Source organism: Micromonospora sp. A200 (assembly GCF_029893845.1).
GTDB classification, from domain to species: Bacteria; Actinomycetota; Actinomycetes; order Mycobacteriales; family Micromonosporaceae; genus Micromonospora; species Micromonospora purpureochromogenes.
On the sequence record NZ_JARXXY010000006.1, the window covers coordinates 148,504 to 170,101 of the forward strand.

17 protein-coding genes are annotated in these 21,598 nt (G+C 73.4%); 7 read left to right on the forward strand and 10 right to left on the reverse strand.

Going from position 1 to position 21,598, the window contains the following annotated elements:
- Positions 1 to 52: 52 nt before the first annotated feature.
- Positions 53 to 2,674 (reverse strand): right-handed parallel beta-helix repeat-containing protein, encoded by a 2,622-nt coding sequence (locus tag M2302_RS08505; protein WP_280837363.1) that lies wholly within the window; start codon positions 2,672 to 2,674, stop codon positions 53 to 55.
- Positions 2,675 to 2,781: 107 nt separating this feature from the next.
- On the reverse strand, positions 2,782 to 3,255 hold the full coding sequence (locus M2302_RS08510) for a hypothetical protein (RefSeq protein WP_280837364.1): 474 nt from the start codon (positions 3,253 to 3,255) through the stop codon (positions 2,782 to 2,784).
- A 119-nt stretch (positions 3,256 to 3,374) separates the two neighbouring features.
- Here M2302_RS08510 and M2302_RS08515 point away from each other — a divergent pair, with 119 nt between their 5' ends.
- A complete protein-coding gene (locus M2302_RS08515; RefSeq protein WP_280837365.1) occupies positions 3,375 to 4,655 on the forward strand; it encodes an MFS transporter in 1,281 nt (426 codons plus the stop codon).
- Positions 4,656 to 4,940: 285 nt separating this feature from the next.
- Here the strand turns inward: M2302_RS08515 and M2302_RS08520 are convergent, their stop codons facing one another.
- Positions 4,941 to 6,653 (reverse strand): bifunctional metallophosphatase/5'-nucleotidase, encoded by a 1,713-nt coding sequence (locus tag M2302_RS08520; RefSeq protein WP_280837366.1) that lies wholly within the window; start codon positions 6,651 to 6,653, stop codon positions 4,941 to 4,943.
- A gap of 319 nt (positions 6,654 to 6,972) precedes the next feature.
- Here M2302_RS08520 and M2302_RS08525 point away from each other — a divergent pair, with 319 nt between their 5' ends.
- Positions 6,973 to 7,707: an alpha/beta fold hydrolase gene (locus M2302_RS08525; RefSeq protein ID WP_280837367.1), complete on the forward strand. Its 735-nt coding sequence runs from the start codon at positions 6,973 to 6,975 to the stop codon at positions 7,705 to 7,707.
- Positions 7,708 to 8,231: 524 nt separating this feature from the next.
- Here M2302_RS08525 and M2302_RS08530 read toward each other — a convergent pair.
- The gene (locus M2302_RS08530) at positions 8,232 to 8,861 is read right to left on the reverse strand and encodes a histone deacetylase (protein WP_280837368.1); all 630 of its coding nucleotides are present in this window, start codon (positions 8,859 to 8,861) and stop codon (positions 8,232 to 8,234) included.
- A 10-nt stretch (positions 8,862 to 8,871) separates the two neighbouring features.
- The gene (locus M2302_RS08535; RefSeq protein WP_280837369.1) at positions 8,872 to 9,651 is read right to left on the reverse strand and encodes a phosphodiesterase; all 780 of its coding nucleotides are present in this window, start codon (positions 9,649 to 9,651) and stop codon (positions 8,872 to 8,874) included.
- Positions 9,652 to 9,859: 208 nt separating this feature from the next.
- On the opposite strand from M2302_RS08535, the gene M2302_RS08540 reads away from it, so the two are divergent.
- The gene (locus M2302_RS08540; protein WP_280837370.1) at positions 9,860 to 11,281 is read left to right on the forward strand and encodes a diguanylate cyclase; all 1,422 of its coding nucleotides are present in this window, start codon (positions 9,860 to 9,862) and stop codon (positions 11,279 to 11,281) included.
- A gap of 142 nt (positions 11,282 to 11,423) precedes the next feature.
- Here the strand turns inward: M2302_RS08540 and M2302_RS08545 are convergent, their stop codons facing one another.
- The gene (locus tag M2302_RS08545; protein WP_280837371.1) at positions 11,424 to 12,485 is read right to left on the reverse strand and encodes an aspartate-semialdehyde dehydrogenase; all 1,062 of its coding nucleotides are present in this window, start codon (positions 12,483 to 12,485) and stop codon (positions 11,424 to 11,426) included.
- Between the two features lie 5 nt (positions 12,486 to 12,490).
- The gene (locus M2302_RS08550; protein ID WP_154941300.1) at positions 12,491 to 13,756 is read right to left on the reverse strand and encodes an aspartate kinase; all 1,266 of its coding nucleotides are present in this window, start codon (positions 13,754 to 13,756) and stop codon (positions 12,491 to 12,493) included.
- A gap of 248 nt (positions 13,757 to 14,004) precedes the next feature.
- Between M2302_RS08550 and M2302_RS08555 the strand changes: the two genes are divergently transcribed.
- Positions 14,005 to 14,790 carry a hypothetical protein gene (locus M2302_RS08555; RefSeq protein ID WP_280837372.1) on the forward strand — a complete coding sequence of 262 codons (786 nt, stop codon included), beginning with the start codon at positions 14,005 to 14,007 and terminating at the stop codon, positions 14,788 to 14,790.
- 84 nt (positions 14,791 to 14,874) lie between these two features.
- Entirely contained in the window at positions 14,875 to 15,405 is a 531-nt protein-coding gene (locus tag M2302_RS08560) for a nitroreductase family protein (RefSeq protein WP_088959871.1), read from the forward strand.
- 52 nt (positions 15,406 to 15,457) lie between these two features.
- Here M2302_RS08560 and M2302_RS08565 read toward each other — a convergent pair whose 3' ends face one another.
- Positions 15,458 to 16,447 (reverse strand): helix-turn-helix domain-containing protein, encoded by a 990-nt coding sequence (locus M2302_RS08565; protein ID WP_280837373.1) that lies wholly within the window; start codon positions 16,445 to 16,447, stop codon positions 15,458 to 15,460.
- Between the two features lie 77 nt (positions 16,448 to 16,524).
- On the opposite strand from M2302_RS08565, the gene M2302_RS08570 reads away from it, so the two are divergent.
- The gene (locus M2302_RS08570) at positions 16,525 to 17,805 is read left to right on the forward strand and encodes an MFS transporter (protein WP_280837374.1); all 1,281 of its coding nucleotides are present in this window, start codon (positions 16,525 to 16,527) and stop codon (positions 17,803 to 17,805) included.
- Between the two features lie 239 nt (positions 17,806 to 18,044).
- Positions 18,045 to 19,796 carry a 2-isopropylmalate synthase gene (gene leuA, locus M2302_RS08575; protein WP_280837375.1) on the forward strand — a complete coding sequence of 584 codons (1,752 nt, stop codon included), beginning with the start codon at positions 18,045 to 18,047 and terminating at the stop codon, positions 19,794 to 19,796.
- 50 nt (positions 19,797 to 19,846) lie between these two features.
- Here the strand turns inward: leuA and M2302_RS08580 are convergent, their stop codons facing one another.
- Both M2302_RS08580 and M2302_RS08585 read right to left on the reverse strand, forming a co-directional pair.
- Positions 19,847 to 20,050, reverse strand: coding sequence for a DUF1737 domain-containing protein (locus tag M2302_RS08580; RefSeq protein WP_280837376.1), 204 nt, complete (start codon positions 20,048 to 20,050; stop codon positions 19,847 to 19,849).
- A 52-nt stretch (positions 20,051 to 20,102) separates the two neighbouring features.
- A complete protein-coding gene (locus tag M2302_RS08585; protein WP_280837377.1) occupies positions 20,103 to 21,536 on the reverse strand; it encodes an MFS transporter in 1,434 nt (477 codons plus the stop codon).
- Positions 21,537 to 21,598: the final 62 nt, after the last annotated feature.

Below are 21,598 nucleotides of genomic sequence, written 5' to 3' on the forward strand. Positions count from 1 at the left end.
ACGGACGGGTTCGGCCCGACCGTCCGGACGGGCGGTCGGGCCGAACCTCGGATCAGGAAGCCGGGGCGATGAAGTAGCCCGCCTGGTCGACGACGACGTGGGTGCTGCCGCTGCTGTTGTTGTACGCGGCGATCCGGCCGTCGGCGCCGACCTTCACCACGGCCAGGTTCGACGCGGTCTCCTTCGCGACGAAGTTGACGTTCGACGCGGTCGGCGCGGCCTGGCCGGCCGGGTACGCGGTGAGCACCCCTGCGGCCGTGGGCGCGGTGACGGTCAGGTTGAGCACCGCCGCCGTCGGCTGGGGACATCCGCCGTCGCACTGCTGACTCACCAGGACGCCGACCGACGCCTTCGCATACTTCGTGAACGGCCCGTCGTAGGGCTTGATCCAGCCGGTGCGGTTCCGGCTGTCGGCGATCCGGTGCGGTCCCTGCGGCAGGTAGGTCTGGTCTGCGCCCGATGCGGCCGAACCGAAGTACCCGGCCAGGTCGGCCACCACGTGGGTGGTGCCCGAACTGGCATTGCGGATCATCGCCTTGCCGGCGACGACCGGCACGATCACCAGATTGGGGATCGTCTGCCCGGCCACGAAGTTCAGGTTCGAGGCCACCGGCACGGGCGACCCGTCCGGGTAGACCTTGAGAACGCCGCTCGCTGTCGGCTTCGTGACGGTGACGTTCAGGATCGCGGCCTTCGCGTCCACCGGCACCCTCCCCGACAGGTCCAACCGCCGCTCACCGTTCGCGGCCAGCGCCGCGCCGGTACGGGTGTCCAGCACGCGGGTCGGGGTGAACGGCTTCAGGCCCGAGCCCTGCCGGCCGTAGAAGCCCTGCAGGTCGGCCACCAGGTGCACCGTCCCGCTGCCGGTGTTGCGCAGGCGGATGCGGCCGTTGGCCATCGGCACCGTGACGAGGTTCGGGACGGTCTCCCCGGCGACGAAGTTGACGTTCGACGACTGTGGCGCGCCCACGCCGTCGCCGTCCGGGTAGACGGTGATGAACCCGGCCGCGGTCGGCCTGGTGACCGTCACGTTGAGCACCACCGCGGTGATGTCCGCGGCCGGCGTGCCACTGATGCTGGGAATCGGAAGCACGATCTCGGAGTTCGCGGCGACCGGCGTGGTGGTGGCGGTGCCGACGGCCGCACGGGTGTCGAGCAGCCGCGTCGGCGCCACCGGCTGGTAGAGCGCACCGACCGTGGTGCAGTGGTAGTAGGTGTATTCCGCCCCGTTCCGGAAGTCGGTGAAGCTGGTGTGCGTGGTGACGCAGGCCTCCCCACCCCGACGGAACGAGTGGTCCAGCGTCCGCGCGGCGGTGACCCGCCAGAACGGCTCGTCCCAGAACCGGTAGGCGATGGAGCCGCCCTCGCCGTCGGTCGGCCAGGCGTACTGGGGCGCGGCGATCGCGGTCACGGCGAGCGGGTCACTGCCCCGCTTGCGCTGGATGCCCACCTGACCGCCGTTGACGCCACCCTGGGCCTCCACCGCGCCCCGGTCGTGGTAACCCGGACCGGTGCCCGTGTTGGCGACGGCGGGGTTGTCGCTGTGCGGGTTGAGCAGCATGTCGGTGCGGGTGAGCCCCTTGGCGGCGGCGTTCGCCGAGTCGACCGCCGGTGAGGCCGGGTCGATCGGGAAGTACATCCGGGCCGCTCCCTGCCAGTTGCCGATGCGCGGGTCGGCGGCGATGTCGTGACCGCCCTGCCCGGTGGCGGCGCGGAACGACGGCAGGTCGGGGTAGGTGGTGCCGGCCCAGGAGTAGAGGGCGCCGCCACTGATCGGGTCGATCAGGTTGTAGTCGGCGACGGACCCCTCGGTGGACTGCGGGGAGACCGCGATCGCGGTGGCGTTCTGCGTGTTGGTGCAGGCCGCGCGGAGCCGGTTGGTGCGCACGACGTTGTTCTGGATCTCCACCCCGGGGGATGCTCCGGCCACGTCGATTCCGCGGGTGCAGTAGGTGAGCACCGTGTTGTTGGTGACCACCGTGCCGGGGACGTCGGTGGCGATCAGACCCCCGTAGTAGAGCTGGTTGTGGACGACGACACTGCCGGTGACGCCCGGGTCGATCCGCACCGCCGGCTGCGGAGTCGTGGCGACGTTGCTGAAGAAGCCCCGACTGATGGTGACGTCGCTGGACCCTCCGGTGATGTGCACGACCTCGGGGCCGCGCGATACGGAAGCCGTAACGCCGTCGACGGTGACCCGGGTCGAGCCGTCGACCACGAGGGGCGTCTGCTCCGGCTGGGTCGCCAGCCGGAAGCCCTCGATCACGACGTCGTGCACTCCGGTCACGGTGAAGACCGTGCCGATGGTGGCATTACCGTCGACGCTGCCCACGTCGACCCGGCCCTCCGGCCCGTTGACGGCGCGGAAGGTGATGGGCGCGTCCGCCGTGCCCGAGCGGTTGAAGGTCACCGCCTCCGGGTAGGCGCCGGGCTGCACCAGCACGGTCTGGCCCGGCTGGGCCACGGCCGCCGCCGCCGAGATCGTGCAGTACGGCGCGGTCATGCTGCCGTTGCCGCCCGGCGCGCAGTCCTTGTTGCTCACGTACAACTCGCTCGCCACCGCCTGGGTGACCGGCGCCGGCGCGGCGACCGCCGCGGGCGCCGCCGGGGCCACCAGGCCCGCACCGCCGACCAGTGGTACGACCGTGAGCCGTACCCACGCACGTCTGTCCATCAACTGCCCCCGTGACAAGTCGATCATGTGGTGGGCGGAGCGTACCGCGACGTCGGCCGATGTGAGCAGCGCCGATCGGTCGATGCTCCCGACTGTTCGTCCCGTCGTCAGTCCTGTCGTTCGGTGCGTTCGATCTCGGTGAACGCCGCCCCCAGGTAGCCCTCGACCGGCCGGCCGGTCACCGCGAGCAGGTCGGCGACCAGCAGCGGGGCGTGCCGGGCGATCGCCGCCGGATCGGGCGGGGAGTCGTCCTCGCCCGGGTCGTACACGCCGAGCGCGGAGGCCAGCAGGACCAGCACCACGTGCGGGTCGACCTCCGGCCGCCACGGGGCCGCCGCCCGGACGCAGTGCTCCAGCACCTGCCGGACGTCGTCGCCGTCCAGCCCGTCCGGGTGGGTCTCCTCGAGCAGCAGCCGCACCACCGCGCCGAGGACCAGGCCGGACCGCTCGGCCCCGCCGAGCCGCGCGGTCGCCGCCTCGTACGCCCCACCGTCGCGGGCCTTGGCGGCCTCGACGGCGTCGGTGGCGGCGGCGGCGATCTCGCGGGCCGATGCGGGCAGGTGTCGCCAGGTCACGCTCACCGGGCCAGCATGGCAGAGCCGACCGACAGCGCCGGTGGGCGTGCGCTTGATCACGTGGCAGGCGTGAGCGGCGGCAAAATGCGTCGCGACCTGTCAGACCCGGTGGGAAGAATCGCGGCATGCTGCGCCGATCCCTCCCCCGCCGTCCGGAAGCCCGACGCATCCTGCTCGGCACCCTGCTGTCGGCGATCGGTCGCGGCCTCACTCTGCCGTTCCTGTTCATCTACCTGACCGACGTGCGCGGGCTCTCCGACCCGCGCGCCGGCCTGGTCATCGGCTGGTACGGCGCGGTCACCCTGGCGCTCTCCCCGCTGGGCGGGACGCTGATCGACCGGTTCGGCGCCCGCCGGGTGGTGCTGCCGTCCCTGCTGATCGAGGCGATCGGCACCGGGTCGCTCGCGCTGGTCGACTCGACCGCCTCCGCGTTCGGGGTGGCCACGGTGATCGCGATCGGCAGTTCCGCGATCTGGTCGGGGCAGAACACCATCCTCGCCTCGCTCACCGCCGACGACGAGCGGCAGCGGGTGTACGGGCTGAACTTCGCCCTGCTCAACCTCGGCATCGGCGTGGGCGGCCTGACCTCCGGCGCCATCGTCGACGTCGCCCGACCGGTGACCTTCCAGGCGATCTACCTGCTCGACGCGCTCAGCTACCTGACACCGGCGGTCATCCTGCTGACCCTGCCGCACGTCGGGCACCGGCTCGCCGCCGGCGCGGCGGGCGCGAAGACGGGCGGCGGAGGTTACCTCACGGTGCTGCGGGACCGCCCGTTCCGCCGCCTGGTGATCTTCGGGCTGGTGCTCACCACCTGCGGGTACGCCCAGATCGAGGTCGGTTTCACCGCGTACGCGGTCCGGGTGGTCGAGGTGACCCCGCGCGTCGTCGCCTGGGCGCTGGCCGGCAACACTCTGATGATCGTGCTCTCCCAGCTGCTGGTGATCAGGCGGATGGAGGGGCGCAGCCGCACCGGAGGGCTCGCGGTGGTCGGTGCGGTCTTCGCGACCGCCTGGCTCACCCTCGGCGCGGCCGGGGTGATCGGCACCGGCAACGCCCTGGTGGCGGCGCTCGGCGTGGTGGCCTGCGCGGCGATCTTCGGGTTCGGCGAGACCATGCTGTCGCCGGTGATGCCGGCGCTGACCAACGCGCTCGCCACCGACGAACTGCGCGGCCGGTACAACGCGATGAGCTCGATGATCTTCGGGATCAGCGGGGTGATCGGCCCGGTCACCGCCGGCCCGCTGATCGGCGCCGCCGACGGCAAGGTCTGGGTCGCCGTCGTGGTGGGTGGCTGCCTGGCCGCCTCGCTGATCGCCCTCTCCCTGCGCCCCCTGCTCACCGCCATTCAGGACGGCCGGCCCGCCGCCACCGCCCACCGCACCCCCGAACCCACCCCCGCCTGACTCCCTGCACCGCCTCCCCCAGTCCGCGCTTCACCCGCCCGACGCTTCACCACGCCGCGCCCACCCCGCCGCAAGATCCGCGCACCGTCACGGAAAGCACGTGCGCGGCGGGGCGCGGCCGGCGGGGCGGGGCGGGGCGCGGCGCGGCGGGGGACGGCACGGCCGGGGGTGGCGCGGAGACGGAGACGGAGACGGAGACGGAGACGGAGACGGAGACGGAGACGGAGACGGGGACGGGCCCCGGAGCGGCTGCTCCGGGGCCCGTTCGTGGGCGGGGTCCTGCCGTCAGGCGGCGGGGACCTCGGCGGTGGTGCGGATGCGGTCCAGGGCCGGCGCGGAGACCGGCGAGGACGCGGTCAGGTACGCCACGAAGGCGTCCAGGTCGATCATGCCGGTGACCTGGTTGGTGCCGCTCTTGAGCGCGGTGAACCCGTCACCGCCACCGGCCAGGAAGTTGTTCACCGTGACCCGGTAGGTGCCGGCGTCGGTGACCGTCACGCCGCCGAGGGTGAGGCTGCCCCGGACCACCCGGGTACCGGCACACGGGTCGGCGGTGGTGCCGGTGGTGCCGTTCACGTCGACCGTGTAGCGGACCGTCGAGGACGGGTAGAGCGTCCGGCCGACGACGAACTGCTGCTCCAGCACGCAGTAGAGCTGCGCGCCGGTGAGGTCGAGCGTGACCAGGTTGTTGGCGAACGGCTGGACCGTGAACGCCTCCTCGTAGGTGACCTGGCCGGCGTCGAGGTCGGCGCGGACACCACCGGGGTTCATGAAGGCGCCGAGCGCGCCCTGCTCGTTGTCGGTCGCCGCGAACTGCGCGTCGGCGATCACGTTGCCGAGCGGGGACTCGCCCTTGGCCGTACCGAACAGGGTCTCCTGCACGCGGTTGAGCGGCTCAGCGGTCTCGCCGACGACCTTGGTGGCGACCGGGCCGAGCGCCGTCTTGTAGCGGGTGATCAGCTCGGTCTGCGCCGCGTCCTTGGTGACGTCCCGGGTGACCACGACGTTGTTGGCCTTGGCTGTCAGCACGTCGCCGGTCTTCCGGTCGATCTGCAGGTCGATGTCAGTGACCAGGCGACCGAACGAGCTGGCGCTGGTGACCAGCTTGCCGTTGATCTCGCAGTTGTACGCCTGGTGGGTGTGCCCGCTGACCACCACGTCGATCGACGGGTCCATCCGGTTGGCGATGTCGACGATCGGGCCGGTGAAGCCCTTGCAGTCGTTGATGCCGCCGGTGGCCTCCTGCTGACCGCCCTCGTGCAGCAGCACCACGATGCTCTGCACGCCCTGCGAGCGCAGGATGCGGGCGTACTTGTTGGCGGTCTCCGCCTCGTCGCTGAAGGTGAGGCCGGCGACGCCCTCCTGGGAGACGATCTGCGGGGTGCCCTCCAGGGTCATCCCGATGAAGCCGACCTTGACGCCGTCGACCTTCTTGACCGCGTACGGCGGCAGCAGCGGCTGGCCGGTGGCGGTCTTGAACGCGTTGGCGGAGAGGTACTGGAAGCCGGCGCCCGTGTACGGGGTGCCGTCGGCGCAGCCGTCGACCGGGTGGCAGCCGCCGTTCTGGATGCGCAGCAGCTCGTTGGCGCCCTCGTCGAACTCGTGGTTGCCGACGCTGGCGAAGTCCAGCCCGGCCATGGTGAGCGCCTCGATGGTCGGCTCGTCGTGGAACGCGGCGGAGAGCAGCGGGGAGGCGCCGATCAGGTCACCGGCGGCGACCGTGATGGTGCGCTCCTGCTCCTCCTCGGTGGCGCCGCGCAGGGCGGCGAGCTGGGTGGCGAGGTATTCGGCGCCACCCGCGGGCTGGCCGGCGATGGTGCCGCTGGAGCCGGTCGGCGGTTCGAGGTTGCCGTGGAAGTCGTTGAGGGCGAGCAGCTTGACGTCGACCGGCTTGGGGCCGGCCTCGGCCTGGCTCGGGTTGACGGCGACCGTGCTCAGCGCGGCCGCGGCGAGTGCGGTCAGGCCGATGGCGGCCCGACGCATCCCGGGGACGGACATGGAACTCCTCGTGAGGTTCGGCGTTGGACGCGGCACGGGCGATGGTTCGCCCGGCCACCCTGATCCGTGCCGTGACAGGGGGCGATCGCGGATGGCGGCGGTCGGGGATCGCCGCTCCGTCAGGGGACAGCCTCTCATCTCCGCCACCGCCGGTCGACTGGGGAAGTCGAACAGACCTGCGGATACGTGAGGTGACCCGGCCTGGACGTTCGGACCATTCCGACATGACGGGTAGGTGAAGGCAGTCCGGCGGTCGGCGTCGGATTCCCGTCGGTGGCACCGACCAGGATGGAGACGACGACGAGGAGAGGATCCACGGATGACTGACGCGACCCTGGCGGTGGGCACGGTGCGCTCCGCCGACGGCACGACCATCGCGTACGAGCGCAGCGGCGACGGGCCGGCGATCGTGCTGGTGGGCGGCGCGTTCAACGACCGGACCACCACCCGCGCGGTGGCCGCCGCGCTGGCCGAGGACTTCACCGTGTTCGGGTACGACCGGCGCGGCCGGGGCGACAGTGGCGACACCGCCCCGTACGCGGTGCGGCGGGAGATCGAGGACCTGGCGGCGCTGATCGGCGCGGCCGGTGGCACGGCGTACCTCTACGGGATCTCGTCCGGCGCGATCCTCGCCGCTCTGGCGACCGCCGCCGGGCTTCCGGTCGCGGGGCTGGCCCTCTTCGAGCCGCCGTTCCGGGTCGGGCCGCAGGACGGGTCGGGCGTGGCGCTCGCGCCCCGGCTGGCCGAGCTGGTGTCGGCGGGCCGGCGGGGCGACGCGGTCGAGTGCTTCCTGCGCGACGCGGTGGGCCTCCCCGACGACCAGGTACGCGGCATGCGTGACCAGCCGATGTGGCCGTGGCTGGAGATGATGGCCCCGTCCCTGGTCCACGACGCCACCGTGAGCGGGGACGGCAGTCTTCCCGCCGACTTCCCGCCGACCGGCTCGCCACCATCACCGCGCCGACGGTGGTGCTGGACAGCACGGGCAGCCCGCAGTGGCTGCGCGACGCGACGGGCGCGACCGGCGAGGCGGTGCCGGGTGCCCGGCGGGTGAGCCTGGAGGGCGGTTTCCACGAGGTGCCCGCCGACCGGCTCGCCGCCGAGCTGCGGCGCCTCCTGCTCGGCTGACCGGGCCGGAGCGCCGGTCAGCCGAGAGGCGATCGCCGGAGGCGTGGTCGACCGCCCCGGGCAGGGGTGGCGGCTCCCGGTGCGGAGGAGCCGGCGCCCGCTGTCCGGGGCGGTCGGATGGCGTGCCGGACCCCGCCCCTTTTCGGGATGCCGACCGCCGGGCCTGCGTGCGGGTCGGTGGCCCGCCGGTGGTTGGTCAGCAGTCGGGCCGACCTCGGGGGTCGGCCACGGAGTGAGCCGAGACTATCGATGCGGTGCGGCAATTGTGGACCGTGAAACCTCTGCGTCGGCAAACAAATCCGCGAGTCCGGTGGGTCGAAACTGGACGGTGACCGAAGCCGGCGCGATCGTCGGCCCCGGAGCAGCCCTTCCGCCGACGCCCAACCGCCGACCGGCCGGCGACGCGGCCCGATCGGCGCCCTGTCCGCCGGCTGCCCGACGGCGGTCAGGTCATCGTGCCGGCGCGGCCGCCACCAGGTCGGTCAGGTCGGCCTGGGTCCAGTGCCCGGTCACGCCGGGGCGGTCGGCCAGGTAGGCGGCGGTCCGCACGACCGACCAGCCGTGCGCCGCCCGCAGCCCGGCCGCGATCATCCCCAGGTAGACCGGCGCCGGCGCGATCCACCTCACCTCGCCCGCCCGCCAAGGCGCGGTGAAGGTCAGCATCGGCACCCCGTCGCGCGCGCCGACCCGCAGCAGCGTCTCGTACCGGCCGGGGCCGAGGGTGGCCCGACCGGTCTCGACGGCCACGGCGATCAGGTCGAGGTCGGCGCCGGGCGGGCGGTACATCTCCTGGGCGGCGATGTCGGCGAACTGCCCGGCGGTGAGCAGGTAGCCGCGCGCCGCCGCCGTGCCCGGCAGCTCGGGGTCGTAGAACGCCATCCCGCCCGTCCAGGCCCGGAACTCCCCGGCGAAGTAGACGCCGCCGGGGACCAGCACCGCTTCCGTCCGGCGCGGTGGCCGGCAGTCCCGACACCCGGGGTACGACCGCAGCCCGCCGGGTGGCCGGCCACCGGAGAGGTACCAGCCGAGCCGTGCCGGATCCATGTTCGACCCGTACGCGACGTACCAGACGAGCCGCACCCGGCGGAGGTCAGTAGCCGCAGGTCTGACCGGCGGCGTGGCTGACCTGCACGGTGTGGGTGACGCAGCCGCCGTCGTCCACCGCGTGCAGCAGGAAGGCGGTCGGCTCGTCGACCCAGCCGATCTCGTCGTCGGCGCGCATGGTCAGCGACGCCTGCCGCCAGGTGCTCGGCGCGACGGTCAGCACGGTGCCGGCGTACCCGGTGGTCACCGGGCGGTGCAGATGGCCGGCGGCGACGCGTACCACGTGGGGGTGTCGGCGGACGACCTCGGCGAGCGCGTCACCGTCGGCGAGCCGGACGGCGTCGGCGGCCGGGACGCCGACGGCGACCGGCGGGTGGTGCAGGCAGACCAGGGCGGGCACGTCCGGGCGGCCGGCCAGCACCCCGTCGAGCCAGCCGAGCTGGTCCTCGCCGAGCCGGCCGCCGCCCTCCCCGGGGGTCAGCGAGTCCAGCACCACAACGGTCACGTCCGGGTGGTCGACGTGGTAGTACGCGGAGAAGCCACCGCCCAGGTACGGGGTGCCACCGAAGGCGTCCAGCAGCGACTCGCGGTCGTCGTGGTTGCCGGCGACCAGGTGCACCGGCAGCGGATACCGCCCGATCACCTCGCGCAGCGTCGCGTACTCGTCGGGGCGACCCTGGTCCACCAGGTCGCCGGTGATCACCACGCAGTCCGGGCGGGGGCGCAGCGCCAGCACCCGGCCGAGCGCGCGGTGCAGGCCGGCGGCGGGCACGGCACCGAGCACGCCGTTGGTCAGGTGCGGGTCACTCAGCTGGGCGATGAGCATGGCTCCTCCACTGGGACCGGGACCTTCACGCTAACCCGGCGAGCCGTCGCGGGCGGGCCCGTCGCGCAGCCCACAGGCCGTGTCCACAGCCTGTGGATGGCACATGTGTACGAACGCCAGATGATCTTTCGCGTGGCGGACCGCCGTCGGCTGAGTACGCTTGATCGCAGCCCCGGCGCCGGCTGGGCCCACCCCCACCTGGAAGAACGTGGATCACGAGCGAGTCGTCCGCGACGTCACGGTCCGCCTGCCGATGGCGTCGACCGCCGTCGAGGCGTGCCAGTGGACCGTGACCGCGCTCGCCCGGTACGCCCCCGCGACGATCTCCGTCCTGCTCCAGGTCCACGACCGGCTGCGCTGCGTCGCCGCCACCGGATCATGGCAGATCTTCTCCACCGTGCCGCCGAAGTCCGGCATCGTCGGCCGGGTCTACGCCTCCGCCGAGGGGGCCACGGTGCCCGACGTCACCGCCGACCCGGACTACCTCCCGCTGCGCCCGGACGTGACCGCCGAGATCTGCGTACCGGTGCTCGACCCGGCGGGCCGCCCGATCGGGGTGCTCGACCTCCAGTGGAGCGGGCCGGCCGAGCTGGGACGGTGGCGGCAGACCGCGGAACGGCTGGCCGGCCGGCTGGGCGCGCGGATCGTGGCCCTCGGCGGGCCGCCGGCCGAGAGCCGCAGCGAGAAGCTGCTGCGCCACGCCACGGCGCTCACCGCCGCCCCGACCGGCCGGGACCTGATGGCCGCGGCCCTCACCGCGGCCCGGGACGTCTCCACCCTCTCCTGCGCCGTGCTGGTGCTCGTCGGCCGGAGCGGCCCCCGCCTCGGCGACCCCACCGGCGCACCCGGCGAGTTGGAGTCGCGCATCCGGGCCGAGCTGACCGAGGCCGGGGCCGGGCCGCTCAGCCGGATGGTGGCCCGGGCCCACCGGCACGGCACCGCGTACACGCTGGGCGAGGCGGGTCATCCGCCCACGGACGAGTACGCGCCGCTGGCCCGGGCCGGGGTACGCACCCTGGTGTCGGTGCCGTTCGGCCAGCCCGACGCGGGCGGGGTGCTGCTGGTCGCCGACGAGCGGCTGCTGCGGCCCGACCCGACCACGGTCAACCTGATCGAGCTGCTGGCCGGGCAGGCCTGGGGTGCGCTGGACCGGCTCCGTACGCTGGCCCGGCTCCGCGAGCAGGCCAGCTCCGACCCGCTCACCGGGCTCCGGCACACCGGGCCGTTCGGCCAGCGGATCAGGGCGGCCACACCGGGGCGTACCGCCCTGCTCGCCATCGACGTGGACGGGTTCAAGACGGTCAACGACACGTACGGCCACCAGGCCGGCGACCGGCTGCTGGTCGGACTGGCCCGGGCGCTGGAGGGCGCGCTGCGCCAGGGCGACGAGCTGTACCGGGTCGGTGGCGACGAGTTCGTCGCGGTGATCGAGGTGAGCCGCCCCGACGAGGCGGTCCGGATCGCCGAGCGGCTGACCGAGGCGGCCCGACGTACCGGGCGCACCATCAGCGTCGGGGTGGCCCTCCCCCAGGCCGGCGAGTCCCCGGAACTCACCCTCCGCCGCGCCGACCAGGCCCTTTACGCGGTCAAACGCCACGGCCGCGACGGCGTCCGCCTGGCCGCCGCCTGACCCGCCCCTCATCGGCGCCGCGCCGCACCCCAGCGGCTCCCGCCGCACTTTCAGAGAAAGAGGCCCTGTCCGCGCCTGGATAGGGCCTCTTTCTCTGAAACTGTCCGCCCTTGGGCGGGGGCTCCGGTGGGTGGGGGTGGGGTCAGGGGCGGGTGAGGTCCTTGGCGAGGAGTTCGGCGATCTGGGCGGTGTTCAGGGCGGCACCCTTGCGGAGGTTGTCGCCGGTGACGAAGAGGTCCAGGGCGCGCGGGTCGTCCAGGGCGCGGCGGATCCGGCCGACCCAGGACGGGTCGGTGCCGACCGCGTCGATCGGCATCGGAAACTCGCCGGCGGCGGGGTCGTCGACCAGGATCACGCCGGGGGCGTTGCGCAGCGCCTCCCGGGCGCCCTCGGCGTCCACCTCGGTGGCGAAGACCGCGTGTACGGCCACCGAGTGGCCGGTCACCACCGGCACCCGTACGCAGGTCGCGGAGACCTTCAGGTCGGGCAGACCGAGGATCTTGCGCGACTCGTTGCGGATCTTCATCTCCTCGGACGACCACCCGAAGTCGACGAGCGACCCGGCCCACGGCACCACGTTGAGCGCCAGCGGCGCGGGGAACGGGCCGAGCTCGTCGCCGACCGCCTGGCGCACGTCGCCCGGGCGGGAGCCGAGCACCCGGTCCCCGGCGATCTTGCCGAGCTGGAGGTGCAGCGCGTCCACGCCGGCCTGACCCGCCCCCGACACCGCCTGGTACGAGGAGAGCACCAGCTCGCGCAGGCCGTATTCGCGGTGCAGCGGGGCGATCGCCACGATCATCGCGAGGGTGGTGCAGTTGGCGTTGGCGATGATCCCCTTGGGCCGGTTGCGTACCTGCTCGGGGTTGATCTCGGGGACCACCAGCGGCACGTCGCGGTCCATCCGGAACGCGCCGGAGTTGTCGACCACGACGGCCCCGCGGGCCACCGCGACCGGCGCCCACTCGACGGAGACCTCGTCCGGCACGTCGAACATGGCGACGTCGACGCCGTCGAACGCCTCCGGGGTGAGCGCGCCGACGGTCAACTCCTCGCCCCGGCAGCGCACCTTGCGCCCGACGGAGCGTTCCGAGGCGAGCAGCCGGATCTCGCCCCAGACGTTGCGCCGGGAGGAGAGCAGCTCGCACATCACGGTCCCGACGGCACCGGTCGCCCCGACGACGGCGAGCGTGGGCTGCGCCGACACGGGCGCTACCGTCCCGTCCCCGCGTAGACCACGGCCTCGGAGTCGCCGCCCAGCTCGAACTGGTCGTGGATGGCCCGGACCGCCTTGTCGAGGTCGGTGTCCCGGCAGACCACGGAGACCCGGATCTCCGAGGTCGAGATCATCTCGATGTTGACGCCGGCCGCGCCGAGCGCGGCGAAGAAGCCGGCCGCGACACCGGGGTGCGACCGCATGCCGGCGCCGATCAGCGACACCTTGCCGACGTGGTCGTCGTAGAGCAGGCCACGGAACTTGACGGCTTCCTGGATCTTGCTGAGCGCGGCCATCGCGGTGGGGCCGTCAGTCTTGGGCAGCGTGAACGAGATGTCCGTGCGACCGGTGCCCTCGGTGGAGACGTTCTGCACGATCATGTCGATGTTGATCTCGGCGCCGGCCACGGTGTCGAAGATCCTGGCGGCCGCACCCGGCTCGTCGGGCACGCCGACAATCGTGATCTTGGCTTCACTGCGGTCGTGGGCGACCCCGGTGATCAGTGCCTGTTCCACGGGAAGGTCCTCCATCGATCCGGTGACCATGGTGCCGGTGTTGGTCGAGTATGACGAACGGACGTGGATCGGCAACCCCGCGCGCCGCGCGTACTCCACGCTGCGCAGGTGCAGCACCTTGGCGCCGCAGGCGGCCAGCTCCAGCATCTCCTCGTAGGTGATCTGCTTGATGTGCCGGGCGTTCGGCACGATCCGCGGGTCGGCGCTGAAGATGCCGTCCACGTCGGTGTAGATCTCGCAGACGTCGGCGCGCAGTGCGGCGGCGAGCGCCACGGCGGTGGTGTCCGAGCCGCCCCGGCCCAGCGTGGTGACGTCCTTGGTGTCCTGCGAGACGCCCTGGAAGCCGGCGACGATCACCACCGCGCCCTCGTCGAGCGCGCCCTTGAGCCGGCCCGGGGTGACGTCGATGATCCGCGCCCGGCCGTGCACCGAGGTGGTGATGACACCGGCCTGCGAGCCGGTGAACGAGCGGGCCTCGTACCCCAGGTTGTGGATGGCCATCGCGAGCAGCGCCATGGAGATCCGCTCGCCGGCGGTGAGCAGCATGTCCAGCTCACGGCCCGGCGGCAGCGGGCTGACCTGGTTGGCCAGGTCGAGCAGCTCGTCCGTGGTGTCGCCCATCGCGGACACCACCACCACCACGTCGTCGCCGGCCTTCCGGGCGGCGACGATCCGCTCCGCCACCCGCTTGATGCGCTCGGCGTTGGCGACGGAGGACCCGCCGTACTTCTGCACCACGAGTGCCACGACGGTGCACTCCCTCCCAGCGACGACCCTGAGCGTGCCGACGCCGCCGGTCAGAGGTCCGGCGGCGCGTGTCAGACCTGTCCAGGGTATCGGGCGGTACGCGAGGACGGGTCGGGTGATCCCACCATCCGGCGGAAGCGCCCGGTCGACGCCCTGCCCAGGGCGGTCGCGCCGACGCCCGCCGACACGCCGGCCGTCGTCGGCGGCACGGGCCCGTGGGCGGCGGGCGGGCGGCGCAGAATGACCCGGTGCCTGCTCATCTGCGCCCGACGTTCCGGTCGGCCGGCGTCCTGGTCCTGCTCCTGCCGGCGCTCCTCACCGCCTGCACCGCCGACCGGCCGGCCCCGCCACCCACCGCCGGATCCGCCGACCCGGCACCGGCCGAGGTGGACGCGGGCCGGGACGAGCTGGCCGCGCTGGCGGCGGCGGCGCGGGACCGCCACCTGACCGCCCGCTACACGCTCACCGGCACCGACGGGCCGACCCGGGACGTCACGGTGACCAGCGCGGCGGACGGCACCTGGCGGGTCGACGTCCCGGGGGGCGCGCTCGGCGGCACGGCGGACGTCTCGCTGGCCGGCACCGCTGACGGGCTCTTCCAGTGCGGCCTGCCGTCGGCCGGCCGCCCCGAGGCGGCCAGCTGCGTCCGCCTCGGCGACCGGGACGACGCGGTGCCGCGCCGGCTGGACCCCCGGGTGCAGCACCCGTTCACCGACTGGCTGGAGGTGCTCACCGACCGACGCACGCCGCTCGCGGTCTCCCCCGCCACCGCGCCGGCCGGCGTAGCCGGCACCTGCTACGCGGTGGAGACCACCTCCGCCTCGCTCAACCCGCCGCTGGATGTCGGGATCTACTGCTACGAGCCGGACGGGACGCCCACCTACGTCCGCGCCGCCCTCGGCACGCTCACCCTGGCCGGGCCGCCCGGGCCGGGGCCGGCCACCGCGCCGCTGGCCGGGCCGGTGGTGAACGCCGAGCCGCTGGGCGTGGCGGCACCCGAGCCGAGCGACAGCACGGGCGCGGGAACGTCCTGACCGGCGTGGCGTTACGGGTGCGATTGACCACATTTGCCCCCACCCGCCCCACCGGGCGAATCACCCATACGGGACGCTCTTCGCATGGTCGACCTCACCCCACTGCTCGCCTTCCGCTGGAGTCCCCGGGCCTTCGACCCGGCCGCCGAGCTGACCGGGGAGGAGGCGTCCTCGCTGCTGGAGGCCGCCCGCTGGGCCCCCTCGACAGGCAACGCCCAGCCCTGGCGGTTCGCCCTCGGCCACCGCGACGACGAGACCTGGAAGCGGACCCTGGTCAGCCTCCCGGAACCCGACCAGCGCTGGGCCCGGCACGCCGCCGCCCTGGTGGTGGGCGCGCACGCCGGCACCGACCCGGAGCGGGCCGCGTACGACCTGGGGCAGGCGATGGCCCACCTCACCGTGCAGGCCACCGCGCTCGGCCTGTACGTGCACCAACTCACCCGCTTCGACCGCGCCGCGCTCTGCGCCGACCTCGACCTGCCGCCCGCTGTACGCCCGCTGGTGGTGGTGGCGGTGGGCCGACTCGGCGACCCGCTCGACCTGCCCGAGGAGCTGCGCCGGCGAGAGACCGCATTGCGCCGCCGACACCCGGTGCACGCCCTGCTGCTGCGCTGAGCCATCCGGCGCCACCCGCTGGCCGGCCGGAGGAAGAACCGTCGTCGGGCGGTCACTCTCCCCGGCTGGCCCGCAGCAGCACCGCCGCCACGTCGGTTCCCCGGTAGCGCACGTGCCGCCCCTGCCGGACCCGGGAGACCAGCCCGGCGGCGTGCAGCGCGGCCAGGTGCTGGGAGACGTTTCCCGCCGACATCCCGGTCCGCCGGGCCAGGTCGCTGGTGGTGGCCGCGCTGTCGAGCAGCTGGAGCAACGCCGCCCGGCCCGACCCGATCACCCGGGCCAGCGGGTCGCCGGGCGGCGCCGGGGCCGCCTCCCAGAGGGTGGCCACCGCCCGCACCGGGTACGTCCCGCCGGGCGGCGAGTCCTCCAGCAGGTTCCACAGCACCCGCTGGGGCGTGAAGACCCCCGGGTTCAACGCGATACCGCGACCGCCCAGGTGGAAGTCGAGCCGCCACGGGTCGTCGCTGACCACCCGGTCACCGGCCCAGCGCACGGTGGGGTGCAGCCCGGCGAGGGCCAGCCCGGCACCGCCCTCGGCGAGTTGGCTGCCCCGGTGCGCGATGTCCGCCTCCAGCAGCGCCCGCATCCTCGGCCAGTCCGGGGCGATGGCCACGTCGTGCCAGACCCGCAGCGCGGTGACCAGTGCCGGCAACATGGCCTTCGGGTCGGTACGCAGTGCCTGGCCGAACGGACCGAGCGGCCGTTTCGGGGTGGTGGCCAGCAAGTCCCGCACCACCACCGCCGGCGGCGTCGCCCTGACCTGCTCGAGGCTCTCCTCGAACCCGACGTCCGGGCCGGACGGGGGTGGCGTGAGGAAGTCGGGCAGCCAGGCGCGCGGGCGGGTCAGCTCCCGCAGGGGGCCCACCGCGACGGCCACCTCCGGGCGTGCGACGAACGTCCGGGCCCGGTCGATCCAGGGCAGGTGCAGGGCGTTGCGGATCGGGTCCCGCAACACCCACAGGCTGGAGACCGTCTCCCACACCGGAGAAACGCCGAACCGCACCCCGGCGACGTCCGCCGTCTCGAACCGCAGCTGCGACATCCTCCACCCCCGTCGAGAATTCGGCCCAGCCTAAAAGGCTCGACCCGTCGGTGGGGGGCACGGTTTGCTCGACGGCCATGGGGACCAGCGACACCATCCGTACCGCCGTCCGACACGTCGTGCCACCCGCCGGCCTGACCCGCGCCCTCGCCGTGCAGGCGATGGTCTACGCCGTCGGCAACGGCCTCTTCCAGGCCGGCAGCGCGGTCTTCTTCACCCGCGCGCTCGGGCTCAGCGCCACCCAGGTCGGGCTCGGCCTGTCCATCGCGGCCGGAGTGTCGCTGCTCGGCACCGTGCCGCTCGGCGGGCTCACCGACCGGTACGGCCCACAGCGGGTCTGGCTGGCCGGCCTGGTGCTCGACGCGGCGCTCTTCGCGGCGTACCCGTTCGTGGGCGGTTTCGCCGGATTCCTCGCGGTGGTGGTGGCGCTGGCCGCGGTGGACGCCGCCACCGGGGTGGCCCGGCAGGTCTACTCGATCAACGCGCTGCCCCCGGCCGAGCGGGTCACCGCGATGGCGTACCAGCGCTCGTCGCTGAACGTCGGATTCGGGCTCGGGGCGGTGATCAGCGGCGTGGTGCTCGCGGTGGACACGATGGCGGCGTACCGGGGGATGGTCTGGTTCATCGCGGCGGTGTTCCTGGTCACGGCGGTCTTCGTCCGCCGGCTTCCCCGGCTGCCCGAGGTGGCCCGGCCGGCGGAGCCGATGAGCCGGCTGGCCGTGCTCCGGGACCGCCCCTTCATGGCGGTGTCCCTGCTCTCCGGCCTGCTCACCGCGCACCAGACGCTCTACCTGACGGTGATGCCGTTGTGGATCCTGAGCCACACCGACGCCCCGAAGACGGTGATCGCCGGGCTGGTGCTGCTGAACACGATCCTGATCGTGCTGCTCCAGGTGCGGGCCAGCCGGGGCGCCGACACCACCTCCGGCGCGGCCCGGGCGTCCCGCCGGGGTGCCCTGCTGATCGCCGGTTTCTGCCTGGTCCTGCCGCTCTCCGGGGTGACCCGCGGCGGGCTCACGGTGGTGGTGCTGGTGGCCGCCGCGACGCTGCTCATCGTGGCCGAGTTGATCGAGTCGGCGGGCACCTGGGGGCTGACCGCCACCCTGCCGCCGGCCGCCCAGCGCGGCGCGTACGTCGGGGCGTTCCGGCTCGGCACGCAGTTGCAGTACCTGATCGCGCCGGCCGGCCTGACCGCGCTCGGCGTCGCCACCGGCGGTTGGGGCTGGTACCCGACGGCGGCGCTCTTCGTGATCATCGGGTTGGCCGTGGTACCTGTGGTCGCCTGGGCTGAGCGGACGCCGCGCCTCGGCGAGACCGCTTCGGAGCCGGCGGAGAGGGCCGTGACTCCGATCCCATAGTCCGGACCTGCCTTCCCACCCCCCGTCTCACCACGTAGGGTGACCCTGTCATGTGGCAGGCGTACCTCCTCCTTGGTCGCCGCGACGAGGCCTGACCGGCCGGCACCTCGTCGCGGAGTCGAACCGCGCCGTCCAGCACATCCGAACTTCCCCTCGGCACCGCCCGGGCATCGTCGCCCGGCACCCGCCGACACCTTCCGATTGCTGACGCCCGACATGACCCACGGGAGCACTCCGCCATGGCTCAACCCGCCACTGACGCCGAGACCGATCCGATCGCCCGGCAGCGCCCCAGCCGGATGCCGTTCCACCGCTACCAGCCGTACCAGCAGCAGTTCCGGATCGACCTGCCGGACCGCGCCTGGCCGACCCGGCACGTCGACGTCGCGCCCCGCTGGTGCGCGGTCGACCTGCGCGACGGCAACCAGGCCCTGATCGACCCGATGTCCCCGGAGCGCAAGCGCCGGATGTTCCAGCTGCTGGTGCAGATGGGCTACAAGGAGATCGAGGTCGGCTTCCCCTCGGCCAGCCAGACCGACTTCGACTTCGTCCGGCAGCTGATCGAGCAGGACCTGATCCCGGAGGACGTCACCATCCAGGTGCTCACCCAGTGCCGGGAGCACCTGATCGACCGGACCTTCGAGTCGCTGCGCGGCGCGCGCCGGGCGATCGTGCACTTCTACAACTCCACCTCGACGCTCCAGCGCCGGGTGGTCTTCGGGCTGGACCGCGACGGCATCACCGACATCGCCACCCAGGGCGCACGGCTGTGCCAGAAGTACGCCGAGATCCACACCCCGGACACCGAGATCCACTACGAGTACTCGCCGGAGTCGTACACGGGCACCGAGCTGGAGTACGCACTGGAGGTCTGCGCGAAGGTCATCGAGGTGGTCGACCCCACCCCCGACCGCAAGCTGATCGTCAACCTGCCGGCCACCGTCGAGATGGCCATGCCGAACGTGTACGCCGACTCCATCGAGTGGATGCACCGGCACCTGCCCCGGCGGGACAGCCTGGTGCTGAGCCTGCACCCGCACAACGACCGGGGCACCGGGGTGGCCGCCGCCGAGCTGGGCCTGCTGGCCGGCGCCGACCGGATCGAGGGCTGCCTGTTCGGCAACGGCGAGCGCACCGGCAACGTGGACCTGGTGACGCTGGGGCTCAACCTGTTCTCCCAGGGCATCGACCCGATGATCGACTTCTCGAACATCGACGAGGTCAAGCGGGCCGTCGAGTACTGCAACCAGCTGCCGGTGCACGAGCGCCACCCGTACGCGGGCGACCTGGTCTACACCGCCTTCTCCGGCTCCCACCAGGACGCGATCAACAAGGGCTTCGACGCGCTGGCCGCCGACGCGGCTGCCGCCGGGGTGCCGGTCGACCAGCACCCGTGGGCGGTGCCGTACCTGCCGATCGACCCGAAGGACCTGGGCCGCACCTACGAGGCGGTCATCCGGGTCAACTCGCAGTCCGGCAAGGGCGGCGTCGCGTACATCATGAAGAGCGAGCACCAGCTCGACCTGCCGCGCCGGCTCCAGATCGAGTTCTCCGGCGTGGTCCAGCAGGTCACCGACCACGACGGCGGCGAGGTCGACCCGGGCACCATGTGGGAGATCTTCGCCCGGCACTACCTGCTCGACCACCAGAGCGACCCCGCCGTCACGCTCTCCGTCTACACGATCGGCACCGTCGACGGCAAGGTCGAGATCGAGGCCGAGGTGGAACTCGGCGGGGAACGCCGCGCGCTCGCCGCGGTCGGCAACGGCCCGATCGACGCGTACGTCAACGCGCTCCAGTCGGTCGGCGTGGCGGTACGCGTGCTCGACTACCACGAGCACGCGCTCTCCTCCGGTGGTGACGCGCAGGCCGCCGCGTACGTCGAGTGCGACGTCGACGGTCGGACGGTCTGGGGCGTCGGGATGGACGCCAACATCGTCACCGCCTCGGTGAAGGCGGTCACCAGCGCGGTCAACCGCGCCCGCGACTGAGGTGCCACGGCAGGGTCCGGCTCCGGCCGGGCCCTGCCGCACGCGCCCGGTCAGACCGGGGTGACCCCGGCCGACCAGCCGTCGCCGAGCACCACCGCCTGGGCGACGACCACCCGCTCGCCGTCGAAGGTGATGGCCGGGGAGCCGTGCAGGCGGTAGCCGTCGGCCAGCGCCTCGCTGACCCGGCGGCAGAAGTCGGCGTCGTCCGGCCCGGTCAGCAGCCGGTAACGCAGCCGGTCGTCATGATCGTTCATCCGCCGACCGTAGCAACCGGTCCGGTGGGTCGAGGCGGCAGCGAGGGCCCGATTACGACGGCGCGGCCGCTCGGGGCGGCCGGTGCACGAGCAGGCCGGCCGTCACCGCGCCGGCCAGCAGCAGCCCGGCGCACCAGGCCAGCGCGCCCCGGTACGCGTGGGTCAGCTCGGCCGGCTGCTCGTACCCGGTGCCGGAGAGGCCGACCAGCAGCGGCAGCGCGGCCACCGCGAGCAGGCCGCCCACCCGGGACGCGGCGTTGTTGAAGCCGCTCGCCACCCCGGCGAACCGGTCCGCGACGGCGGCCAGCACCGACGCGGTCAACGGCGCCACCACCAGGGTCAGCCCCAGCCCGAAGAGGAGCACCCCGGGCAGCACGTCCACCCAGTACGACGCGCCCGGGCCGACCCGGCGCAGCAGCAGCAGGCCGGCGGCGGCGATCACCGGGCCGACGGTCAGCGGCAGCCGCGGGCCGATCCGCGCCGACAGGGCGCCGGCCCGGGCCGAGCCGACCAGCAGCAGCACGGTGATCGGGACGTTGGCCAGCCCGGTGCGGACCGCCGACCACCCGACGACGTTCTGGAGGTAGACGGCGAAGAAGAACATGAAGCCGCCGAGCGCCGCGTAGACCACCACGGTGAACAGGTTGAGCGCCGAGAAGAGGCGGCTGGTGAACAGCCCGGTGGGCAGCATCGCCGCCTCCCCCCGGCGTCGCTCCACCAGCACGAAGGCCGCCGCGCCGAGAACGCCGACCAGCGCGGCCAGCAGCACCGGCAGCGAGCGCGGACCCCGCGCCGGGGCGTCGATCAGCGCGTACGTGACGCCGGTCAGGCCGAGTGCGCCGAGCAGCGCCCCGGTCACGTCGAACCGCTTCCCCCCGCTGCGTGAGACGTCCTCGTCACGGCTCTCCGGCACCCAGCGCAGCGCGGCCAGGATCACCGCGACCGCCAGCGGGAGGTTGATGAAGAAGATCCACCGCCAGGAGAGCGCGTCGATCAGCCAGCCACCGATGAAGGGGCCGAGCGCGGTGGTCACGCCGGCCAGCCCGGACCAGGCCCCGATGGCCCGGCCCCGGTCGTCGGGGTGGAAGCTCGCCTGGAGCACGGAGAGCGAGCCGGGGGTGAGCAGCGCCCCGCCGGCGCCCTGGAGGAACCGGGCGACGACCAGCCAGCCGGTGTCCTGGGCCAGGCCGCAGAGGACGGAGGTGACGGCGAACCAGACCACCCCGAGCAGGAAGATGCGCCGCCGGCCGAAGCGGTCGCCCAACGCCCCGCCGAGCAGCACGAACGCGGACAGGGTCAACAGGTAGCCGTTGACCGTCCATTGCAGACCCGCCACGGTCGCCTCGAGTTCGGCGCCGAGCCGGGGCAGTGCCACGTTGACCACCGTGCTGTCCAGGAAGACCATTCCGGAGGCGAGGATCGCCGCCAGCAACGTGCCCCGACCCGCGCCGCTGCGGAGCCGGAGCGCGTGAGGGGGTGCGGTCATGGGTACCAATCTGCCCGCGCCGCGTGGGAGATTCCACGAAACGCCGAAACCGTGCCCGGGTA